Origin of the sequence: Thalassobaculum fulvum, assembly GCF_014652915.1 — a bacterium.
Lineage (GTDB): Bacteria > Pseudomonadota > Alphaproteobacteria > Thalassobaculales > Thalassobaculaceae > Thalassobaculum_A > Thalassobaculum_A fulvum.
Genome location: NZ_BMZS01000002.1, coordinates 439,825 through 459,322 on the forward strand (window position 1 = coordinate 439,825; position 19,498 = coordinate 459,322).

Annotated in this window: 18 protein-coding genes; 10 read left to right on the forward strand and 8 right to left on the reverse strand. The window is 71.8% G+C overall.

The annotated features are described in order from the left end of the window. Window positions 1–21 precede the first annotated feature (21 nt). Entirely contained in the window at window positions 22–1,131 is a 1,110-nt protein-coding gene (locus IE246_RS05340; RefSeq protein WP_229836425.1) for an AbrB family transcriptional regulator, read from the forward strand. Next, on the forward strand, window positions 1,128–2,540 hold the full coding sequence (locus tag IE246_RS05345) for an MFS transporter (protein WP_189987904.1): 1,413 nt from the start codon (window positions 1,128–1,130) through the stop codon (window positions 2,538–2,540). The genes IE246_RS05340 and IE246_RS05345 overlap by 4 nt, the downstream gene beginning before the upstream one ends. A 45-nt stretch (window positions 2,541–2,585) precedes the next feature. On the opposite strand, the gene IE246_RS05350 is transcribed toward IE246_RS05345, so the two are convergent. The 3 genes from IE246_RS05350 to IE246_RS05360 all read right to left on the reverse strand — a co-directional run bounded on the left by IE246_RS05350 (window position 2,586) and on the right by IE246_RS05360 (window position 4,621). Then, on the reverse strand, window positions 2,586–3,086 hold the full coding sequence (locus IE246_RS05350) for a hypothetical protein (RefSeq protein ID WP_189987905.1): 501 nt from the start codon (window positions 3,084–3,086) through the stop codon (window positions 2,586–2,588). A gap of 240 nt (window positions 3,087–3,326) precedes the next feature. Continuing rightward, the gene (locus tag IE246_RS05355; RefSeq protein ID WP_189987906.1) at window positions 3,327–4,124 is read right to left on the reverse strand and encodes an anti-sigma factor; all 798 of its coding nucleotides are present in this window, start codon (window positions 4,122–4,124) and stop codon (window positions 3,327–3,329) included. Then, window positions 4,121–4,621, reverse strand: a complete 501-nt coding sequence (locus IE246_RS05360; protein ID WP_189987907.1) for an RNA polymerase sigma factor — start codon at window positions 4,619–4,621, stop codon at window positions 4,121–4,123. The genes IE246_RS05355 and IE246_RS05360 overlap by 4 nt, the downstream gene beginning before the upstream one ends. Before the next feature lie 513 nt (window positions 4,622–5,134). Between IE246_RS05360 and IE246_RS05365 the strand changes: the two genes are divergently transcribed. Further along, complete coding sequence (locus IE246_RS05365) at window positions 5,135–6,202, forward strand: S8 family serine peptidase (protein WP_189987908.1); 1,068 nt, start codon at window positions 5,135–5,137, stop codon at window positions 6,200–6,202. 36 nt (window positions 6,203–6,238) lie between these two features. Here IE246_RS05365 and secA read toward each other — a convergent pair whose 3' ends face one another. Next, the gene (secA, locus tag IE246_RS05370; RefSeq protein WP_189987909.1) at window positions 6,239–9,004 is read right to left on the reverse strand and encodes a preprotein translocase subunit SecA; all 2,766 of its coding nucleotides are present in this window, start codon (window positions 9,002–9,004) and stop codon (window positions 6,239–6,241) included. Between the two features lie 393 nt (window positions 9,005–9,397). Between secA and IE246_RS05375 the strand changes: the two genes are divergently transcribed. Then, window positions 9,398–10,078 carry a hypothetical protein gene (locus tag IE246_RS05375; protein WP_189987910.1) on the forward strand — a complete coding sequence of 227 codons (681 nt, stop codon included), beginning with the start codon at window positions 9,398–9,400 and terminating at the stop codon, window positions 10,076–10,078. Window positions 10,079–10,159: 81 nt separating this feature from the next. Here IE246_RS05375 and IE246_RS05380 read toward each other — a convergent pair whose 3' ends face one another. Further along, window positions 10,160–10,444, reverse strand: a complete 285-nt coding sequence (locus IE246_RS05380) for a hypothetical protein (protein WP_189987911.1) — start codon at window positions 10,442–10,444, stop codon at window positions 10,160–10,162. Window positions 10,445–10,519: 75 nt separating this feature from the next. On the opposite strand from IE246_RS05380, the gene IE246_RS05385 reads away from it, so the two are divergent. From IE246_RS05385 to IE246_RS05395, 3 genes are all read left to right on the forward strand, one after another. After that, the gene (locus tag IE246_RS05385) at window positions 10,520–11,404 is read left to right on the forward strand and encodes a peptidylprolyl isomerase (protein ID WP_189987912.1); all 885 of its coding nucleotides are present in this window, start codon (window positions 10,520–10,522) and stop codon (window positions 11,402–11,404) included. A gap of 100 nt (window positions 11,405–11,504) precedes the next feature. Continuing rightward, window positions 11,505–12,740: a bifunctional glutamate N-acetyltransferase/amino-acid acetyltransferase ArgJ gene (argJ, locus tag IE246_RS05390; protein WP_189987913.1), complete on the forward strand. Its 1,236-nt coding sequence runs from the start codon at window positions 11,505–11,507 to the stop codon at window positions 12,738–12,740. 13 nt (window positions 12,741–12,753) lie between these two features. After that, window positions 12,754–13,209 carry a (deoxy)nucleoside triphosphate pyrophosphohydrolase gene (locus tag IE246_RS05395; RefSeq protein ID WP_373297855.1) on the forward strand — a complete coding sequence of 152 codons (456 nt, stop codon included), beginning with the start codon at window positions 12,754–12,756 and terminating at the stop codon, window positions 13,207–13,209. A gap of 40 nt (window positions 13,210–13,249) precedes the next feature. Here IE246_RS05395 and IE246_RS05400 read toward each other — a convergent pair whose 3' ends face one another. Beyond that, window positions 13,250–13,468, reverse strand: a complete 219-nt coding sequence (locus IE246_RS05400) for a hypothetical protein (protein WP_189987914.1) — start codon at window positions 13,466–13,468, stop codon at window positions 13,250–13,252. Between the two features lie 120 nt (window positions 13,469–13,588). Between IE246_RS05400 and IE246_RS05405 the strand changes: the two genes are divergently transcribed. Both IE246_RS05405 and IE246_RS05410 read left to right on the forward strand, forming a co-directional pair. Then, complete coding sequence (locus IE246_RS05405) at window positions 13,589–14,497, forward strand: LysR substrate-binding domain-containing protein (protein ID WP_189987915.1); 909 nt, start codon at window positions 13,589–13,591, stop codon at window positions 14,495–14,497. Window positions 14,498–14,724: 227 nt separating this feature from the next. Continuing rightward, entirely contained in the window at window positions 14,725–15,837 is a 1,113-nt protein-coding gene (locus tag IE246_RS05410; RefSeq protein WP_189987916.1) for an SMP-30/gluconolactonase/LRE family protein, read from the forward strand. Between the two features lie 64 nt (window positions 15,838–15,901). Here IE246_RS05410 and IE246_RS05415 read toward each other — a convergent pair whose 3' ends face one another. After that, window positions 15,902–16,786, reverse strand: coding sequence for an AraC family transcriptional regulator (locus IE246_RS05415; RefSeq protein WP_229836428.1), 885 nt, complete (start codon window positions 16,784–16,786; stop codon window positions 15,902–15,904). A gap of 44 nt (window positions 16,787–16,830) precedes the next feature. Here IE246_RS05415 and IE246_RS05420 point away from each other — a divergent pair, with 44 nt between their 5' ends. Beyond that, window positions 16,831–17,424, forward strand: coding sequence for a LysE family translocator (locus IE246_RS05420; RefSeq protein ID WP_189987918.1), 594 nt, complete (start codon window positions 16,831–16,833; stop codon window positions 17,422–17,424). Between the two features lie 42 nt (window positions 17,425–17,466). Here the strand turns inward: IE246_RS05420 and IE246_RS05425 are convergent, their stop codons facing one another. Continuing rightward, on the reverse strand, window positions 17,467–19,404 hold the full coding sequence (locus tag IE246_RS05425; RefSeq protein ID WP_229836431.1) for a methyl-accepting chemotaxis protein: 1,938 nt from the start codon (window positions 19,402–19,404) through the stop codon (window positions 17,467–17,469). Window positions 19,405–19,498 lie beyond the last annotated feature (94 nt).

Consider the following 19,498-nt stretch of genomic DNA (forward strand, 5'->3'; position numbering starts at 1 on the left):
CGGACGGCCGGGAGAACCCGCTTGGCACCATCCGATCCAGCGCCCGACGACGCCGCATCCGGCCCGCTGGACGGCCGGCCGGCCGCGGTCCGGTGGGCGGCCCTGCTGACGCTGTCGGCCGTGCTGGTCGTGCTGCTCGAACTCGTTCACCTGCCGGCCGCGCTGCTGCTGGGCCCGATGATCGCCGGGATCCTGGTGGCGACGGCCGGCGGTCCGGTCCGGGTACCGGCGGTACCGTTCTACATCGCCCAGGGCGTGATCGGCTGCATGATCGCGCGCGGCATCCCGGTCGAGATCCTCGGCGAGATCGCCCGGGACTGGCCGCTGTTCCTGCTCGGGGTCGGCTGGGCGATCGCCGCGTCGGTGGTGCTCGGCTGGCTGCTGACCCGCTGGCGCATCCTGCCCGGCACCACCGCGGTCTGGGGGTTCTCGCCGGGTGCCGCCACCACCATGACCCTGCTGTCGGAGGCCTACGGCGCCGACATGCGGCTGGTCGCCTTCATGCAGTACCTGCGGGTGCTGTGCGTGGTGCTGGTGGCCTCGCTGGTCGCCCGGCTCTCGACCGACGGCGCCGGCGGCGGCCCGCCCGTCGACTGGTTCCCGGCGATCGACTGGCCGGCCTTCGCCGCCACCGGCGCCACCGCGGCGGTCGGCATCGCCGTCGCCCTGCGCCTCAAGGTCCCGGCCGGGCCGCTGCTGCTGCCGCTGGCGATCGGCGTGGTGCTGCAGGACGCGGGCTGGCTGACCATCGAGCTGCCGCCCTGGCTGCTGGCGGTCAGCTACGCGCTGGTCGGCTGGGTAATCGGCCTGAAGTTCACCCGGCCGATCCTGCGGCACGCCGCCCGGGCGCTGCCGCGGGTGCTGGCCTCGATCTTCGCGCTGATCGCGCTGTGCGGCGCGTTCGCGGCGGCCCTGGTGGTGTTCGCCGGAGTCGACCCGCTGACCGCCTACCTCGCCACCAGCCCGGGCGGTGCCGACTCCGCCGCCATCATCGCCGCGTCCAGCAACGTCGACCTGCCGTTCGTCATGGCCATGCAGACCGCCCGCGTGATCATCGTGATCCTCACCGGCCCCAGCCTCGCCCGCTTCATCGCGCGCCGCACCGGGGTCGCCCCCGCGGTGCGGCCATGAGTCAGACGGCCACCGAGTCGCCGGACGGACTCGACACGCCGCGACGCTACTGGGCCTGGGCGACCATCCTGCTCGGGGTGACCCTGGCGGTGCTCGACAGCTCGATGGCCAACATCGCGCTGCCGACCATCGCCACCTACTTCGACGCCAGCCCGGCGGTCTCGATCTGGATCGTCAACGGCTACCAGCTCGCCATCGTGATGAGCCTGCTGCCGCTCGCCTCGCTCGGCGAGATCGTCGGCTACCGCCGGGTCTACCTGGCCGGCGTGTCGCTTTTCACGGTGGCCGCGGTCGGCTGCGCGTTCGCCGGCTCGCTGGGCGAGCTGACGGCGATCCGCATCGTCCAGGGCCTGGGCGCCGCCGGGCTGATGGGCGTCAACGCCGCGCTGCTGCGCTATACGGTGCCGAAGGCCCGGTTCGGGACGGCGATCGGGGTGAATGCCATGGTGGTGGCGTCGTCGGCGACCGTCGGGCCGACGATCGGCGGGCTGATTCTGTCGGTCGTCGACTGGCCGTGGCTGTTCGCGATCCACCTGCCGCTCGGCGCCATCGTGGTGGCGATGGGCTGGTTCACCCTGCCGGACAGCGACCGTGCCAGCCGCCGCTTCGACGTCGTCAGCGCCGGGCTCAGCGCCGCCTCGATCGGGCTGGTGGTGACCACCCTCGACAGCATCGGCCACGGCCTCGCGTGGCCGCTGGTGGTCGCCCAGGCGGTGGCGTGCGTCATCGCCTCGACCCTGCTGGTCCGCCGCGAGCTGCGGGTGCCGGAGCCGCTGCTGCCGCTCGACCTGCTGGCCAAGCCGGTGTTCAGCCTGTCGATCGCCACCTCGACCGCGTCGTTCGTCGCCCAGGTCCTGGCGTTCGTGTCGCTGCCGTTCACGTTCCAGCGGATCCACGACTTCCCGCCACTGGAGGTCGGGCTGCTGATGATGCCGTGGCCGCTGGCGATCGCGGTGGTGGCACCGTTCGCCGGCCGGCTGTCGGACCGCTGGTCGCCGGCGATCATCGTCAGCGCCGGCATGACGCTGATGGCGACCGGGCTGGCGGCCCTGGCGCTGCTGCCGGACGACCCGGGGCGCTTCGACATCGCCTGGCGGATGGTGCTGTGCGGCGCCGGCTTCGGGCTGTTCCAGGCCCCCAACAACCGCACCCTGATCACCGCCGCGCCGCGCGCCCGCAGCGGCGCCGCCAGCGGCATGCTGGGCACCGCCCGGCTGACCGGTCAGGCGGTCGGTGCCGCCCTGGTCGCCCTGCTGCTCGGCCGGCTCGGCATCCAGGGCGCCACCTGGGCGCTGGTGCTGGGCGCCGGCTTCGCCGCCACCTCGGCGGTCGTCAGCATCCTGCGGCTGAAGCATCTCGAACGGGCGGACGGCGCGGCGCCGGCTGCGCCGTCGCCGTCCCGGGACTGACGGCCGGGAAGAGCAGACCGCCGGTCCCTGCCCGCAGGACGAGGATCACGCCCGTGGCGTCGCCTCCTCCTCGTCGACGCCGACCACCGCGACCTGTGGTTCGACCGCATCCGTTCCGGTCGGGCTTTGGGTCGGATCCGGCCCCGACCGGGATCCCGCCGGCTGGCCGGCCGAGCGCCGCCGGCCCGCCGCACAGGGGTTCGGGCCGGGCCAGATCAGGACGCCGGCCTCGCCGACCGTCGGATCGCCGGCTGCCGGCCACGGTTCCGGCCGCGCCCGCGCGCCGTCCGGCGGCGTCGCCGCCCGGCCGAGGGCCGCCAGCGTCCCGCCCGCGAGCAGGCCGCCCGCGACCGCGCCGCGGCGCCCGGTCGTCGCCCGGTCCGGACCGCCTGCGGACGCCGACCGGATCGCCTCCAGGGCGGCCTCGAAGGAGCCTTTCGGTGCAGAGGTCCGCGGTTCCCGGCCCGCGGGGCCGGCATGCACGGCGGCGGGAAACCGAAGGCGCCCGGCCAAGGCGGCGATGGCTTTGAGGTCGTCCGGTGGCATCACGATCGTCTCCTTCCCGATCACTGGGTGTCGAAGCGGTCCCTCGGGCCGCGGGTGCCGGACCGACCGGGCGACGAAGCCGGGATCTGCGGAAGGGAACGGCACGGCGGCTCTCCGTCGGTCGATCGTCCGGGAGGCCGCGGCGGTGTTCGCCACTCGGCCCCTCGATTCGACAACGACCGCGCCGCCGATCTATTCCGTCGATGGAGGCATGTTCGGGAAATTATCGATTGAAGCCGCTCAGCGGGCGCTCTGCCAGGCGTTGCGCAGAAGCTCCTGTTCGTCGGCCGGCGACAGCGGGGCTGCCTTCAGGCCGGCGGCGGTGTGCAGCGCGTCGAGGCCGACCCTGGCACCGCTCGCCGGACGATAGGTGTCTCCGGCCCCCGGGCGGGGCGTCAGGTCGACGGCGACCCGAGTGCGCCAGCTGCCGTCGTCGTCGCGGCAGGCGATGCCGGCCATCGCCTCGGGACGGGATGCGCCGCCCGAAACAGCCTGGAAGGCCCGGCACACCGTCCCCTCCTCCCGATAGCTGGCGACCGGGACGATCGCGCAGCCGCCTTCGACCTGCCGCTCGCCGGACGCCGTGGTCTCCAGGGCGCGCGACAGGCCCGTGCCGCCACAGGCGTCGAGGGCGGCGAGTCCTCCGGACGTCTCGCCGTCCGGCCAGCCGCTCGCCAGGAAGCCGGCCCCGATGCCGATGACCAGCAGAACGCTGGCCGCCAGCGCCATGAGCTCGCGCGGAATCGCGAGCCGGGCCCCGCCCCGTCGGGCGTCCTGGCCGGCGTCCCGGCTGCCCCCCTGGCCGTCACCCTGGTTCGCGCCCTGCGCCGCCGCCAGCAGGCGGAACGGCACCGGCTCCCGGGCGAGCGGCTCGAGCGCCCGGCGGGCCAGCCCGGCGGTCTGCTCGAACACGCGGATCCGCGCGTCCAGGGCCGGGTCGGTCTCGCGGCGCCGGGCGATCTCGCGGGCGGTCGCGGGATCGAGCTCCCGGTCGGCGAACGCCATCAGCACCTCGTCGCTGAATTCCGTCTCGCTCACAGCTGATCCCCCGGGTTCAACATTTCGTGCAGGCGCCGGCGGGCCCTGGCCAGGCGGCTCATGACGGTCCCGATCGGCAGGTCGAGCGCGTCGGCCGCCTCGCGGTACGACAGGCCGTCGACGCAGACCAGCAGCAGGACCGACCGCTGGTCCTCCGGCAGCCCGGCGATGCACCGCCTGACCCGGGCCAGGTCGACGGCGGCGGTCGCGTCGGACTCGCCGTCGGCGCCCATGACGGTGTCGGCCTCGCCGATCTCGACCGTCGGACCGCGCCGGCGGCCGGCCCGCTGGCGGTCGATCCACAGGTTCTGGATGATGCGGAACATCCAGCTGTCGAGCCGCGTGCCCGGTTCGAACTGATGCTGCCGCAGGATCGCACGCTCGCAGGCCTCCTGCACGAGATCGTCTCCCTGATCGGCGGCGCCCGCCAGTCCATGGGCGAACCGCCTGAGCCTCGGCAGCAAGGCGACAAGCTGCGCTGTGAAGGGCGTCGCCATCAGTCGCTTGATGCCTTGCTGTCTCGACAACGCCGCAGCGGCGGGAATAATTCCCTGGTCGCCATACGTTCTCCTCCAGAAGCCCGATTTCCGGTCTCGACCGCCTGTCGGCCACACCAGGGACGCGAAGCGCGCAGAAGCCAGAGCATGGCGCCAAACCACAATCGACGAAACAAGCCGCGGGTGTCGCTGGCACTTCTGACGGTCTGCGCGGCGCTGCTGATGGTGCTCGTCGGCGCCGACGGGCCGGCTTTCGCCCGTGGCGGAGGTGGCGGCGGAGGTGGCGGCGGCGGCGCAGGTGGCCCTGGCGCGGGCGGGCCCGGCGCAGGCGGCCCCGCGGGCGGTACGGAAGCCGGACCGGGCCCCGGGGGAGGCGGCACGGCGGGCGGGCCGGGTGCCGGCCCCGCGGGCGGCACCGCCGGCGGCAGGCCCGGTGCCGGCCAGCGGGGTCAGACCGCGCCCACCGGCGCGCGGGCGCAGCGCGGGCTGCGCGGCGGCGGCCGGGGTCCGGATGTGAGCAACGAGTTCGTCGGCCTGTTCGCCTCGCCGGACACCGTCGAACTCGCCCAGCAGCTCGGGCTCGAGGTCGAGGAGCGCTCGCTGTCGTCGCTCGGCCTGGTGATCTCGCGGTTCCGGGCCGCGACGCCGGACCAGGCCGCCGCCGCGCAGGTGCGTCTGCGCGAGGCCGAGCGGGCGGGTAACGCCGTGTTCGCCCCGAACAGCGTGTATCGGCCGATGTCCGGAACCTGCGGCGACGGCGGCTGCACCGTGGCCGGGCTGCGGCGCGCCGCCCGGCTGTCGTCGGCCTGCCGGCAGCCGATGCCGATCGGCATCGTCGACACCGAGGTCGAACGCAGCCACCCGGCCTTGCGGTCGCGCGCCATCACGGTCGCCCGGTTCCTGCCTGCCGCCGGTGCGACGCCGGCTGCCGACGGGCACGGGACGGCGATCGCGGCCCTGCTGGTCGGCGATCCCGCCAGCCGGTTCCCGGGCATGGCGCCCGACACCCGCCTGTACGCCGCCAACGCCTTCTCGCTCGGCCCCGAGGACGACGTCAGGGCAGACGCGTTCAACCTGGCCGAGGCTCTGGACTGGCTGGTGCAGGCACGGCCGGGGGTGATCAACCTGAGCCTCGCCGGCCCCCCCAACCTGCTGCTGCAGACCGCCCTGGCCCGTACCGTCGACCGCGGCATCGTGGTGGTGGCCGCCGCCGGCAACGGCGGGCCGGCGGCACCGCCGGCCTATCCGGCGGCGTACGACCGGGTCATTGCAGTCACCGCCGTCGACGAGCGGCAGCGACCGTATGTGTGGGCCAACCAGGGGGACTACGTGCAGTTCGCGGCGCCGGGCGTGGAGCTGTGGACCGCCGGGACCGGCGGATCGGGCGAGAGACGGACCGGAACCTCGCTGGCCGCCGCCCTGTTCGCCGGCTTCGTCGCCGGCGCCGCCCCGCTGCGGGCCACGCGGTCGGAGGAGGTCGCGGCCTGGGCCCGCGGCCACGCCGTCGACCTCGGCCCGCAGGGCCGGGACCCGGTCTACGGCTGGGGCGTCATCCACCTGGAGACGCCGTGCGGGCGGTAGGCCCTCAGGGCCGGTCCACGCCTCACGACGGTCCGGTTACGCCAGCCTGCCGTGACATTGCTTGTACTTCTTGCCGCTGCCGCACGGGCACGGGGCGTTGCGCGGGGTCTTGCCCCAGGTCGACGGGTCGTTCGGGTCGACGCCGCCGGCCGCCGGCCGACGGGTCGCGACGGTCGCCCCGCCGTCGGTGCCGGTAGCCGCCAGCGCGCCCTCGTCGTCCACTGCGGCCGCCTGGTCGGAGGCCAGCGCCGGGTCCATCCGGGTCTCGTGCATCTCGGCCTGGGCGCGCTCGGCGGCCATCCGGGCCTCCAGCTCCTCCGGCGCCTGCATGCGGATCTCCAGGTGCGACAGCACGCTGGTCACCACCTGGCGCAGGTTCGCCAGCATCGCCTCGAACAGCGAGAACGCCTCGCGCTTGTACTCGTTCAGCGGGTCCTTCTGGGCGTAGGCCCGAAGGTTGATGCCCTGGCGCAGGTGGTCGAGCGACAGCAGGTGGTCCTTCCACTGCTGGTCCAGCAGCTGCAGCAGCAGGCTGCGCTCGGCCATGCGCATCAGGTCGCGGCCGTAGTTGGCGACCTTCTCGGCCATCCGGCGGTTGGAGGCGTCGCGGATCCGCTCCAGGATCTCGCGGTCGGCGATGCCCTCCTCCTTGGCCCAGTCCCTGACCGGCAGGTCGAGCGCCAGCAGCCTCAGGCATTCCTCGTGCAGGGCGTCCAGGTCCCACTGCTCGGCGTAGGCACCCTGCGGGATGCAGCGGGCGACCAGGTCCTCGATCACCTCGTGACGCATGTCGGCGATCATCTCGTGGACGTCCGGCGCCCGCATGATCTCCTTGCGCTGCTCGTAGACGACCTTGCGCTGGTCGTTCATCACGTCGTCGAACTTGAGCAGCTGCTTGCGGATCTCGAAATTCCGCGCCTCGACCTTCTGCTGCGCCTTCTCGAGCGCCTTGTTGATCCAGGGATGGACGATCGCCTCCCCTTCCTTGAGGCCGAGCTTCTGGAGCATGCCGTCCATCCGCTCGGACCCGAAGATCCGCATCAGGTCGTCGTCCAGCGACAGGAAGAACTTCGAGGCGCCCGGGTCGCCCTGGCGGCCGGATCGGCCGCGCAGCTGGTTGTCGATGCGCCGGCTCTCGTGCCGCTCGGTGGCGATCACGTACAGCCCGCCGGCGGCCAGCGCCTTGGCCTTGCCGGCCTCGACCTCGGCCTTCACCGCAGCCGTGACCTCGGCCCGCCTGGCCTCGTCCTCGACGCCGGCGAGCGCGACCGCCAGCCGCATGTCGAGGTTGCCGCCGAGCTGGATGTCGGTACCGCGGCCGGCCATGTTGGTGGCGATGGTGACCGACCCCGGCACGCCGGCCTGGGCGATGATTCCGGCCTCCTGCTCGTGGAAGCGGGCGTTCAGCACCTGGTGCGGGATGCCCTTCTGCTTGAGCAGGGCCGACACGGTCTCGGACTTCTCGATCGACACGGTGCCGACCAGCACGGGCTGGCCGCGCTGGCGGCAGTCCTCGATCAGCTCGGCCAGGGCCTCGTACTTCTCGCGCGCCGACCGGTAGACCTCGTCGTCGTCGTCCTTGCGGCGGACCGGCACGTTGGTCGGAATCTCCACGACCTCGAGGCCGTAGATCTCGGCGAACTCCGCCGCCTCGGTCATCGCCGTGCCGGTCATGCCGGCCAGCTTCGGGTACAGGCGAAAGTAGTTCTGGAAGGTGATCGAGGCGAGGGTCTGGTTCTCGTTCTGGACGGTGACCCCTTCCTTGGCCTCGAGCGCCTGGTGCAGGCCGTCGGAGTAACGGCGGCCCTCCATGGCGCGGCCGGTGAACTCGTCGATGATGACGACCTTGTCGTCCTTGACGATGTAGTCGGTGTCGCGGCTGAACAGCTTGTGGGCCCGCAGCGCCTGGTTGGCGTGGTGCACCAGGGAGATGTTCTGGATGTCGTAGAGCGCGCCTTCCTTGAGGAGCCCGGCCTCGGCCAGCAGCCGCTCGATCTCGGCGGCGCCGTCGTCGGTCGTCGTGACGGTGCGCTGCTTCTCGTCCTTCTCGTAGTGCTCGGGCTTGAGCAGCGGAATCAGCTTGTCGACCTGGCGGTACAACTCGGAGCTGTCGTCGGCCGGGCCTGAGATGATCAGCGGCGTGCGCGCCTCGTCGATCAGGATCGAGTCGACCTCGTCGACGATCGCGTAGTTGAAGTCGCGCTGGACCATGTCCTCCAGGCGGAACTTCATGTTGTCGCGCAGGTAGTCGAAACCGAACTCGTTGTTGGTGCCGTAGGTCACGTCGCAGGCATAGGCCGCGCGCCGCTCCTCGTCGGTCAGGCCGTGGACGATGCAGCCGACGGTCAGGCCGAGGAACCGGTAGATCTGGCCCATCCAGGCGCTGTCGCGCTGGGCCAGGTAGTCGTTGACGGTGACCACATGCACGCCCTTGCCGCTCAGGGCGTTCAGATAGACCGGCAGGGTCGCGACCAGGGTCTTGCCTTCGCCGGTCTTCATCTCGGCGATCTTGCCCTGGTGCAGGACCATGCCGCCGATCAGCTGGACGTCGAAGTGCCGCTGGCCGAGGGTGCGCTTGGCGGCCTCGCGGACCACCGCGAACGCCTCGGCCTGCAGGTCGTCGAGGCTCTCGCCGGCCTCCAGGCGCTTGCGGAACGCGTCGGTCTTGGCCCGGAGGTCGTCGTCCGAGAGCGCGGAAATCTCCGCCTCCAGCGCGTTGACCGCGGCGACCGGCTTCTGCAGTCCCTTGAGAATGCGGTCGTTCTGCGACCCGAACAGGGCCTTGGCGATGGCGCCGAGCATGGAGTTCCCCGAGTTGTTCGCCCCGGCCGGCGGCCGACGGGCCACCGACATTTAGGGGGAGGCCGTGATCCTGTCAACGCGACCGGCGCGCGCGCCAAGCCGCCGGAACGCGCAGATTTGTTGCGTTTTCACGACGCCCCGGTATGCTTCCAACGGGGACGTCGCGACCATTCGGCAGAAAGCCTCGTCATGGTCGATAACATAGTGGGGCCTCCGTCGGTCGCCGCAGCAGGCGTGCGGGCGCAGGACCAGACACAGTTGTCCATCCGCATGCGCGGTAGCGAGCGCGGGCGGTGGAGGGGGGTTGTCGGAGACGACGGCGAGGCCGATGCTCGCCGCGATCCGGAGTCCTTTGACGATGCGCTGGACGCGCCGCCGCGCCGGCGGGCCGCGGTGCGCGCCGTGCAGGCCTATGGCGGTGTCGCCAAGGCGATCCGCAAGGAGGCCGACCGCGAGGCCGAGGTTGTGATCGCGCGCTCGGCTTCGCTGCTCGCCGGCGATCTCGACAGCGTGCTGCGACGCGGCGGCCAGGCGATCCGGCAGATGGCCGGTACCCTGCTCGGCATCGATTCCAAGCGTACCGGCGGTCTGGTCGACGGCTTCCGGGCCGCGGCGCTCGACTGGGTGCGCGACGCGCTGCCCCGCTACCGGTCCTACGGCCGCAACGTCGACCGCCGGCCGATCGGGCTGTCGTTCGAGCAGGTGAAGATGGAGCTCAGCGCCGACAACGGCCGCCTGTCGGTGGACGTCGGCGGCGTCGAGTTCCGCAACGCCTTCGACTTCCGAGCTTCCGGCGTGGTTTTCGACATCCGGGCGTCGGAGACCGTGCGCGAGCCGACCCCCGGCTTCTACGTGGATACCGGCGAGACCGGGGCCGCGACCGCCCACGACATCGTCGAGACGGTGCGAACGGACCTGCCGTCCTTCGGGATCTCCGAGGACACCGAGGGGGTGTGCGTGCTGATCCGTGCCGAAGCGAGCGACTTCGTCACCGGCCGGTCGTCGACCTGGGTGGTCGACATGGACGTGCACGTCCCGTTCGATCCCGGCTGGTCCGGCGGCCGGTCGGACTGACCCGACGCTCCGCCGCCGCCGCGGCCACGTCCGCGCCTGCCGTCATCCCCCGGTCATCCCCCCGTCATTCCCCCTGCGGGGTCAGGCTGCCCTGCCCATGGCGTTGGCCTCGGCCGCGGCGCGCTGCATGTTCGCCGACATGTCGCTGGCCACCGCGCTCTGCTCCTCGACGGCCGACGCCGTCGACGTGACGTACTCCAGCACCTCCTGCATGGTGCCGCGGATCGCATCGAGCGATCCGACCACCTCTCCTGAGACCGAGCGAATGCCGTCGATCTCGCCCGAGATCTGCTCTGTGGCACCGCGCGCCTGGTCGGCCAGGCGCCGGCTTGTTCGGGTACCGGCGATCTGATACCCCTGCGCCACTGCGAACCGCGCCGGCGGTGGCAACCGAGCACCCCTCGCGGCCGCCCGACGCGCCGACCGAACGAAAGGACCACGATGCCGATCCTGCGCTCTGCGGCCGTCGCCGCCATCGCCCTGCTGGCAGCCGCGGCCGCCGGAACCCCGGCACTGGCCCAGACCGCACCGGCAGCGCCGGCGGAGACCGGCGCCATGCCGGATCCAGCGACGATCGTCGTCGCCCGGGTCGGCGACGACACCGTCACCCTCGCCGACCTGATCGCCATGCGCGAAGAACTGCCGCCGCAGTACCGGCAGATGCCGCTGCAGATGATCTACCCGGCCCTGCTCGAGCGCGCGATCGACGGACGCCTGATCGCCAACGCGGCCCGCAAGACCGACCTGATCGGGCGCGACGACGTCAAGACGCGCATCCGGCGCGCCGAGGATCAGGTGCTGTCCCAGGTCTATCTGTCGGAGTCGATCGCCGCGCAGATCACCGACGAGGCGCTGAAGCAGCGCTACGAGAAGGCGGCAGCCGACACGGCCGGCCGGGAAGAGGCGCATGCCCGCCACATCCTGGTGGACACCGAGGAGGCCGCGAAGGCGGTGATCGCGGACCTCGACAAGGGCGCCGACTTCGCCGCGCTGGCCAAGGAGCGGTCGACCGACCCGGGCGCGTCCGAAGGTGGCGATCTCGGCTGGTTCACCGCCGAGCAGATGGTTCCGGAGTTCTCCGAGGCGGCCTTCGCGCTGGAGCCCGGCGCCTACAGCAAGGCGCCGGTGAAGAGCCAGTTCGGCTGGCACGTCATCCTGCTGGAGGACAAGCGGACCGCCGATGCCCCGCCGTTCGAGCAGATGCGCGACCAGCTCGCGTCCGACATGACGCGCGAACTGATCTCCGCCAAGCTCCAGGAGCTGCGCTCGGGCGTGGAGGTGGAGCGTTTCGGCCCCGACGGCACGCCGATGCCGGCGCCCCAGTAACGCCCGAACAGACCGGAACACCCGAACAGACCGACCCGCCGTGCCTGCCGGTCCGGGCATCCCCGTCCGGGCCGTCCCTCTCCCGCAAGAGGTTCGAACCGTGGCCCCGCTCCCCGTCTCGCCGCTCGCCCCCGAAGGCCTTCCCGCGCTTCCGCCGGTCGCCGGCTGCCGGTTCTCGGCAGTCGAGGCGGGCGTCCGATACAAGGGGCGCCGCGACGTCCTGCTGGCGGAGTTCGTCCCCGGCACCACCGTCGCCGGCGTGCTGACCCGCAACCAGATGCCGGGCGCGCCGGTCGACTGGTGCCGGGCCCAGCTGCCGGCCGGCCGCGCCCGCGGCCTGGTGGTCAACGCCGGCAATGCCAACGTGTTCACCGGCGCCCACGGCCGCACCGCCTGCAACGAGACGGCGGCGGCCGCCGCCCGACTGCTCGGCTGCCCGCCGTCCGAGATCATGCTGGCCTCGACCGGTGTGATCGGGGAGCCGCTGCCCTACGAGCGGATCGTCGCCGCGCTGCCGGGCGCGCAGGCGTCGCTGTCGGACAACAGCTGGGCCGACGCCGCCCGCGCCATCATGACCACCGATACCTTCCCCAAGGCCGCCAGCCGGACCGCCAACATCCGCGGCGTGCCGGTGCGCATCAACGGCATCGCCAAGGGCTCGGGCATGATCGCGCCGGACATGGCGACCATGCTATCGTTCGTGGTCACCGACGCGCAGGTCCCGGCCGACGTGCTGCAGACCCTGCTGAGCCGGTCGACCGCGCGCACCTTCAACGCGATCACCGTCGACAGCGACACTTCGACCAGCGACACCCTGCTGCTGTTCGCCACCGGACAGGTCCCGCACGCCGCGATCACCGGGGCCGGCGACCCGGCCCTGCGCGACTTCCGCGCCAAGCTGCAGGACCTGCTGAAGGACCTCGCCCTGCAGGTGGTGCGCGACGGCGAGGGCGCCCAGAAACTGGTCGAGGTCACCGTGACCGGCGCCGCCTCCGAGCGGGCCGCCCGACGGATCGCCCTGGCGATCGCCGACTCGCCGCTGGTCAAGACCGCGATCGCCGGCGAGGACGCGAACTGGGGCCGCATCGTCATGGCGGTCGGCAAGTCCGGCCAGAAGGCCGACCGCGACCGGCTCGCCGTCGACATCGGCGGCGTCGTGGTGGCGCGCGACGGGGCCCGGGTCGAGGGCTACGACGAGGCCCCGGTGGCGGCCCACATGAAGGGAAGCGAGATCGCGATCACCGTCGATGTCGGGGTCGGCCGCGGGCGGTCGACGGTATGGACCTGCGACCTGACGCACGGCTACATCGACATCAACGCCGACTACCGCAGCTGACGCGGCGCCGGCGATGGGCGAGCTCGACGGGTGCATGGCGGCCTCGGCCGCCGCCGACCTGCCGCCGGTTCCGACCGTGCTGGTGGTGGCGGTCGCCCTGGTCGACGTCGACGGCCGGGTGCTGATCGCCCAGCGCCCGGAAGGCAAGTCGATGGCCGGTCTGTGGGAGTTCCCCGGCGGCAAGGTCGATCCCGGCGAGACCCCCGAGGCCGCGCTGATCCGCGAGCTGCGGGAGGAACTCGGCATCGACACCGCCGAGTCCTGCCTGGCGCCGCTCACCTTCGCCTCGCACCGCTACGACAGCTTTCACCTGCTGATGCCGCTGTATGCCTGCCGGCGCTGGATCGGCACGGTCACCGCGCGCGAGCACCAGAAGCTCGCCTGGGTGCGACCGGCCCGGCTCGGTGACTACCCGATGCCGCCGGCCGACGCGCCGCTGATCGCGATGGTCCACGACATCCTGGGATAGCGCCGAGCACGGCCATCCCCGAACGGCGCCCGCAAGCGACCTACCACCAGGAGACCAGGGCCGCCCGCGGCGTCAGCCGGTTCAGCGACGGTGCTGCCGGCTGCCGGCGCCGGGCCTCGGCGGCCGCGGCGATCCGCTCGCGCGCGGACCGACGTCCGGCCGCCGGATCCGGACCGAGCACCTGCCGGTGCCACAGCTCGTCGTCCAGGCCGAGCCCGCCGGCAACGTTGACCAGTCGGAAAAGCGCTTCGCTCAGCATGACAATTCTCCTTACATGATCGAGCCACCGGGGCTCTGTGCCATGCCCGGAAAATCGTGCTGTACTGCCGGTTTCTCAAACGATACGTTTTCACCGGATGTGTAAGTTATTCTCACAAACATGCGCACCCTGCCGCCGCTGACCGCACTGCGGGCCTTCGAGGCGACCGCCCGGCTCGGCAGCGTCACCCGGGCTGCCGACGAGCTGTCGGTGACCCACGCCGCCGTCAGCCACCAGCTGCGCGCCCTGGAGGACTGGTTCGGGCGACCGCTGTTCCGCCGCGAGCATCGCCGGATCGAGCCGAACGAGGCCGGGGCCGGGCTGCTGCCGGTGGTCACCGACGCGTTCGACCGGCTGGCGGCCCGGGCGTCGGAGATCCGGGCCCAGGGCGGCCGGCAGATCCTGACCATCACCTCGGCTCCCTCGGTCGCCTACCGGTGGATCGTGCCGCGGCTGGCCGCGTTCAGCGCCGCCCACCCGGAGATCGACGTCCGGCTCGAACACTCCACGCGGCTGGTCGACCTGACCCGCGAGAGCGTCGACGTGGCGATCCGCTACGGCACCGGCCCCTGGCCAGGCCTGACCGCCTATCCGCTGATGCCGGGCCACGCCCTGCCCATCGCCTCGCCGGCACTGCTGGAGCGTCACGGGCTGAGCGCCGACGACCTGCCGCTGTCGCCGGAGACGATCGCCGGCCTCCCGCTTCAGCACGAGGAGACCCGCGACTTCTGGCGGCGTTGGTTCGTCGACGCCGGGGTGGTCGGCGCCGACGTGTCCAGCGGTGCCGTGTTCCACGAAGCCGGCGTGCTGATCGACGTCGCCATGGCGGCCCAGGGGGTGGTGCTGGGCCGGGTCGCGCTGGCCCGGGGCCTGATCGACCAGGGCCTGCTGCTGACCCTGCACGACCGGCCGGTCGGGGCCGGCGCCAGCTACTGGCTATGCTATCCGAGCAGCCGCCGGGACGATCCGGCGATCGTCGCGTTCCGCGAGTTCGTTTTCGCGGAAGCGGGGATTTCCGGATCTGAATGATCGCCGATCGGTTGCCACACCATAATTAGTCATATAACATACTACCATACGGCCATTTGATCACGCACCGGCCGTACCTCCGCCGGCACGGCGTCAGCAGGGCACCAGCAAGGGGCGGTCCCGCCGTGCAGGGCAGGCCGGGACGCCGGGGCCGCGGACGAGACTCGCCACTGTGCCGCTGCCCCCGCCGGCCCCAACGGCACCCGCCCCGACCGAGGGAGGACTCCATGACCCGTACCGACCGACCCGACGACGGGACGCCACGTTTCGACCGCCGGGGCTTCCTGGCCGCCGCCGCGACGATCGCCGCGACCACGGCCATGGCGCCGGAGGCGTTCGCCCGCAACTTCGGGCCGGGCACCGAGCCGGTCCGCTACCCGGACCCCGACATCATCGCCCTGGACAAGCGCTTCAAGGCCAAGCTCGGCAACACCCCGATCCAGCGCCTGCATCTCGGGACGCTGTGGGCCGAGGGGCCGGCCTGGAACGGGGTCGGACGCTACCTGCTGTGGAGCGACATCCCGAACAACGAGCAGCTCCGCTGGATCGAGGAGGACGGCCACGTCAGCCGCGGCTTCCGGGCGCCCTCCGGCAACAGCAACGGCAACACCTTCGACTACCGCGGCCGGCAGATCGCCTGCGAGCACCTCAACCGCCGCGTAGTCCGCTACGAGTACGACGGCTCCGTCACGGTGCTGGCCGACAAGAACGACCAAGGCCAGGGCTTCAACGCCCCGAACGACGCCGTGGTGCATCCGAACGACGGGTCGATCTGGTTCACCGATCCGGGCTACGGCCAGCTGATGAACTACGAGGGCCGGCGCGCCGACACCGGCTCGGTACAGCCCTTCGTCAAGGAGGCGGTCTACCGGATCGACGCGAACAGCGGGGCGGTCACCAAGGTGACGGACGCGCCGTTCAAACCCAACGGTCTGTGCTTCAGCCACGACTACAAGAAGCTGTACGTGGCCGATACCGGGGTCTCGCACTATCCGGACGCCGCCAGCCGGATCTGGCAGTTCGACCTCGACGGCGAGAAGGGCACGCTGTCCAACGGTCGCGAGTTCGCCAGCATGACCTGGGAGGGCCGCACCGGCTTCGCCGACGGCATCCGCTGCGACGAGGACGGCAACGTCTGGTCGTCGGCCGGCTGGGTCGGCGACGGCTACGACGGGGTCCACGTGTTCGCACCCGACGGCGCCCGCATCGCGCAGATCCGGCTGCCGGAGATCTGTTCGAACGTCTGCTTCGGCGGCACCAAGCGCAACCGGCTGTTCATGACCGCCAGCCAGAGCCTGTACGCGGTCTACGTCGAGACCCGGGGCGCCCACATCACCTGACGGCGGCTCACGCGAACCGGCGGCGGGTGGCGACCGCCGCCGGCCGGGCTTTGGATTGTCAGGATCATCGCGCCGCCGCTCCACGCTCGATGCCGACCAGCACCGACCAGCGCCCGGGCGACAGGCCGTAGGCGCGCCGGAACTGCCGGGTCATGTGACTCTGATCGGCGAAGCCGCTGGCCGTCGCGGCATCGGCGAGCGGCATGCCGGCCCGGATCAGCGACCGCGCCCGGTCCAGCCGGCGCAGCACCAGATAGTGATGCGGACTGGTCCCCAGACAGGCCCGGAACAGCCGGGCCACCGCGTAGCGCGACCGGCCGGTGACGGCTTCCAGCTCGGCCGAGCCGACCCCGACCCCGGTTCCGGCCTCGACAGCGACGTCGAGCCGCTCGCGGGCCCGGTGCACCGCGGCCAGGTCGCGCGCCGGAAGCGGTCGTCCGCCGATCGGGTCGACCGCCGCCAGCGCGTCCGCCAGGCCCTGCACGATGCGGTCGCGCTGCAGCTCGTCGAGCGGGTCGTCCAGATCGGCCAGGGCCGGAACCACCGCCCGGAGCAGCCGCGGGTCGTCGGTCACCGCGTCGCGGGCGAACGGCAGCGAGCGCCGGGTCTCGGCGAGGGCGTCCCGGATCAGCGCCGGCTCGACGTAGAGGATGCGGTAGCGGAAGCCGTCCTCGGTCCCGGCCCGGCCGTCGTGGACCTCGTCGGGATGCAGCACGAACACCTGCCCCGGCACGCTGCAAGTCGACGCCCCGCGGTACCGGAACGCCTGCACGCCGCGCAACGTGAAGCCGATCGCGTAAGTATCGTGGCGATGCGGATCGAAGCCGTGGCCTGCGAAATACGCCTCGATCCGCTCCAGCCCCGGGCCCGGCGGTGCGCTGCGGATCCAGCCGGCACGGTCGCCGGCCGCGCACGATCGTTCAAGACCGGAGGCGGCTCCATGGTCCATATCGGTTGCCATAGCTCAGCATAGCGCCAAGGAGAGCCGTCGACATGCAGGACCTGCTGGGTTTCGTAATGGCCGGCTTCGCGCTCGCCGGCAGCCCCGGGCCGAACACCCTCAGCCTCGCCGCCACCGGCGCCGCCTTCGGGGCGCGCCGGGGCCTCGCCTACATGACGGGCCTCAACCTCGGCATGGTCGCGGTGATGGCGATCACCGCCAGCGGGGTGATCGGCGTGCTGTTCGCGGTGCCGGGGGCGGCGCCGGCGATCACGGCCGCGGCCGCCGGCTACTTCGTCTATCTGGCCTGGCGGATCGCCACCGCACCGCCGCTCGACGACGGCACCGGCGACCGGCGCCAGCCGTCGTTCCTGGCCGGCGTCCTGCTGTCGCTGGTCAATCCCAAGGCCTATGCCGCGATGGCGGCGCTGTTCTCCGGTTTCGTGCTGGTCGGCGGCAGCGCCGGGCTGGACGTGGCGGCGAAGATCGCCGTGCTGTTCCTGGTCATCGGCACCGTCAACATCGCCTGGCTGGTCACCGGTGCTGCGCTGACCCGGCTGTTCCGCGACCCGCGCACCAGCCGGCTCGTCAACGTCGGCTTCGCCCTGCTGCTGCTGGCATCGGTGACGTTCGCTGTGGCGTTCTGAAGCACCGCCGGGCGAGACCGGAGCCTCGCCCGGCGGCCCGGATCAGGCCGCCCGCACGCCGGCGAGGAACTCCTCGACGGTCCGCCGAAGGGCAGCCGACTGCGAGGCCAGCAGCCCGGCCGAGGAGTTGACCTGGCCCGCGGCGGCGCCGGTGTCGGTGGCGGCCTGGGTGACCGATACGATGTTCTGCGAGACGTCGTGCGTGCCGCGCGCCGCTTCCTGGACGTTGCGGGAGATCTCGCGGGTCGCCGCCCCCTGCTCCTCGACCGCCGAGGCGATGCTGCCGGCGATCTCGTTCACCTCGTTGATCGTCGTGCCGATGCCCTGGATCGCCGACACCGCTTCGCCCGTCGCGGTCTGGATGCCGCCGATGTGCTGGCTGATCTCCTCGGTCGCCCGGGCGGTCTGCGACGCCAGGCTCTTCACCTCGCCGGCTACCACCGCGAAGCCCTTGCCCATCTCGCCGGCACGGGCGGCCTCGATGGTGGCGTTCAGCGCCAGCAGGTTGGTCTGGGCGGCGATGTCCTGGATCAGGTTGACGACCTCGCCGACACGGCGCGCCGCCTCCGCAAGGGACTGCACCTGGATGTTGGTGGCCTCCGCGCTGGCGGTCGCGTCGTTGGCGATCCGGGCCGACTGGGTGACCTGCCGGCTGATCTCCTCGATCGAGCCCGAGAGCTCCTCCGCAGCCGACGCGACCGCCTGGACGTTCGCCGACGCCTGCTCGGCCGCCGCGGCAACCGCCGTCGCCTGACGGCTGGTCTCCTCGGCCGTCGCCGACATCGAGGTCGCGGTCGTCTGCATCTGGTCGGTCGCCGAGCCGAACTGCATCAGAACCTCGGCAACCGCCGCGTCGAAGTTGCGGGTGAGGTCCTCGATCCGGCGCGCGCGCTCCTCGCGGGCACGACGCTGCTGTTCCTGCTCGGCTGCCAGTTGCTCGTTGCGGATCAGGTTGTCCTTGAATACCTGGACCGCCTCGGCCATCTCGCCGACCTCGTCCTTGCGGCCACGGGCCGGAATCTCGGTGGTCTTGTCGCCGCCGGCCAAACGGCGCATGGCGTCGGTCATCGCGACGATCGGGCGGGAGATCCCGCGGCCGACGACGTAGGCCAGTACGACGCCTATCAGCAGGGCGGCGATCGAGACGACGATACCCAGCCATTCCGACCGCACGATCGCCGCCGTCGCCTGCGAGCCGAGGGCGTCCTGGCCTCTCCTGTTCTCTTCCTTGAGCTCCTCGAGAGCCGTGGCGACCTGCGAACCGATGACGTCCAGCTTGCCTTCGATGATCGCGTTCCGCTCGAAGATCACCCGGCCGACCGCCAGGAACGCTGCATCGTACTCGTCCGCCAGCGCCGACAGCCTGGCGAGTCCCGAGCGCGACTGATCGTTCGAGACCAGGGCGCCCAGGGGGCCCAGGTTGTCCCGGAGCGCCTTCGACTCCTGTGCCACGCGGTCGATCTGTTCCTGGCCGTTCTCGACGAGGAACCGGTTCGAATAGATGCGCGCCAGCAGCAGCGACCGCAGGGCAAGGCCACCGCGATACACGGCGCCGGCATTGCCCAGCCGCTGTTCCGCCTCCATCACCGCCGTGAGTTCCTGCTCGGCCTCGGTCCCGATGCGGTTCAGGGTCTCGACCAAGGCCTCCAGCCTGTCGCGGAGCGGCAAGACTCCCTCGAATGCCTGCTCATAGGCCGCGATGCTGACACCGATCTGTCGAACCAGTTCCCGCTTCTCCGGATTGACGACCAGCTGCAGGGTCTCGTCGATGGCGGCCTTGGCGGCGCGCTCCCGCTCCTGGACCTCTTGGGCGGCCTTCGGATCGCCCGTCTGGATGAAGGTCTTGACGCCGATACGGACCCGCGACAGCTCCGATTCCACCGCCGACACCGCGTTGGTCTGAAGGGTGAGCCGCCGGTAGGTCCCGAACATGTCCTCCGCCTGGATCAACCCCAGCACGGTCACCGCGGATGCCGCCAACAACAACAAAAGGATCGCGCCAGAGTTGATGCCGACCTTCGCCGATACCCCAAGGTTGTTCATTGATTCCCCGCGTTCTGCAATAAGGAGATCT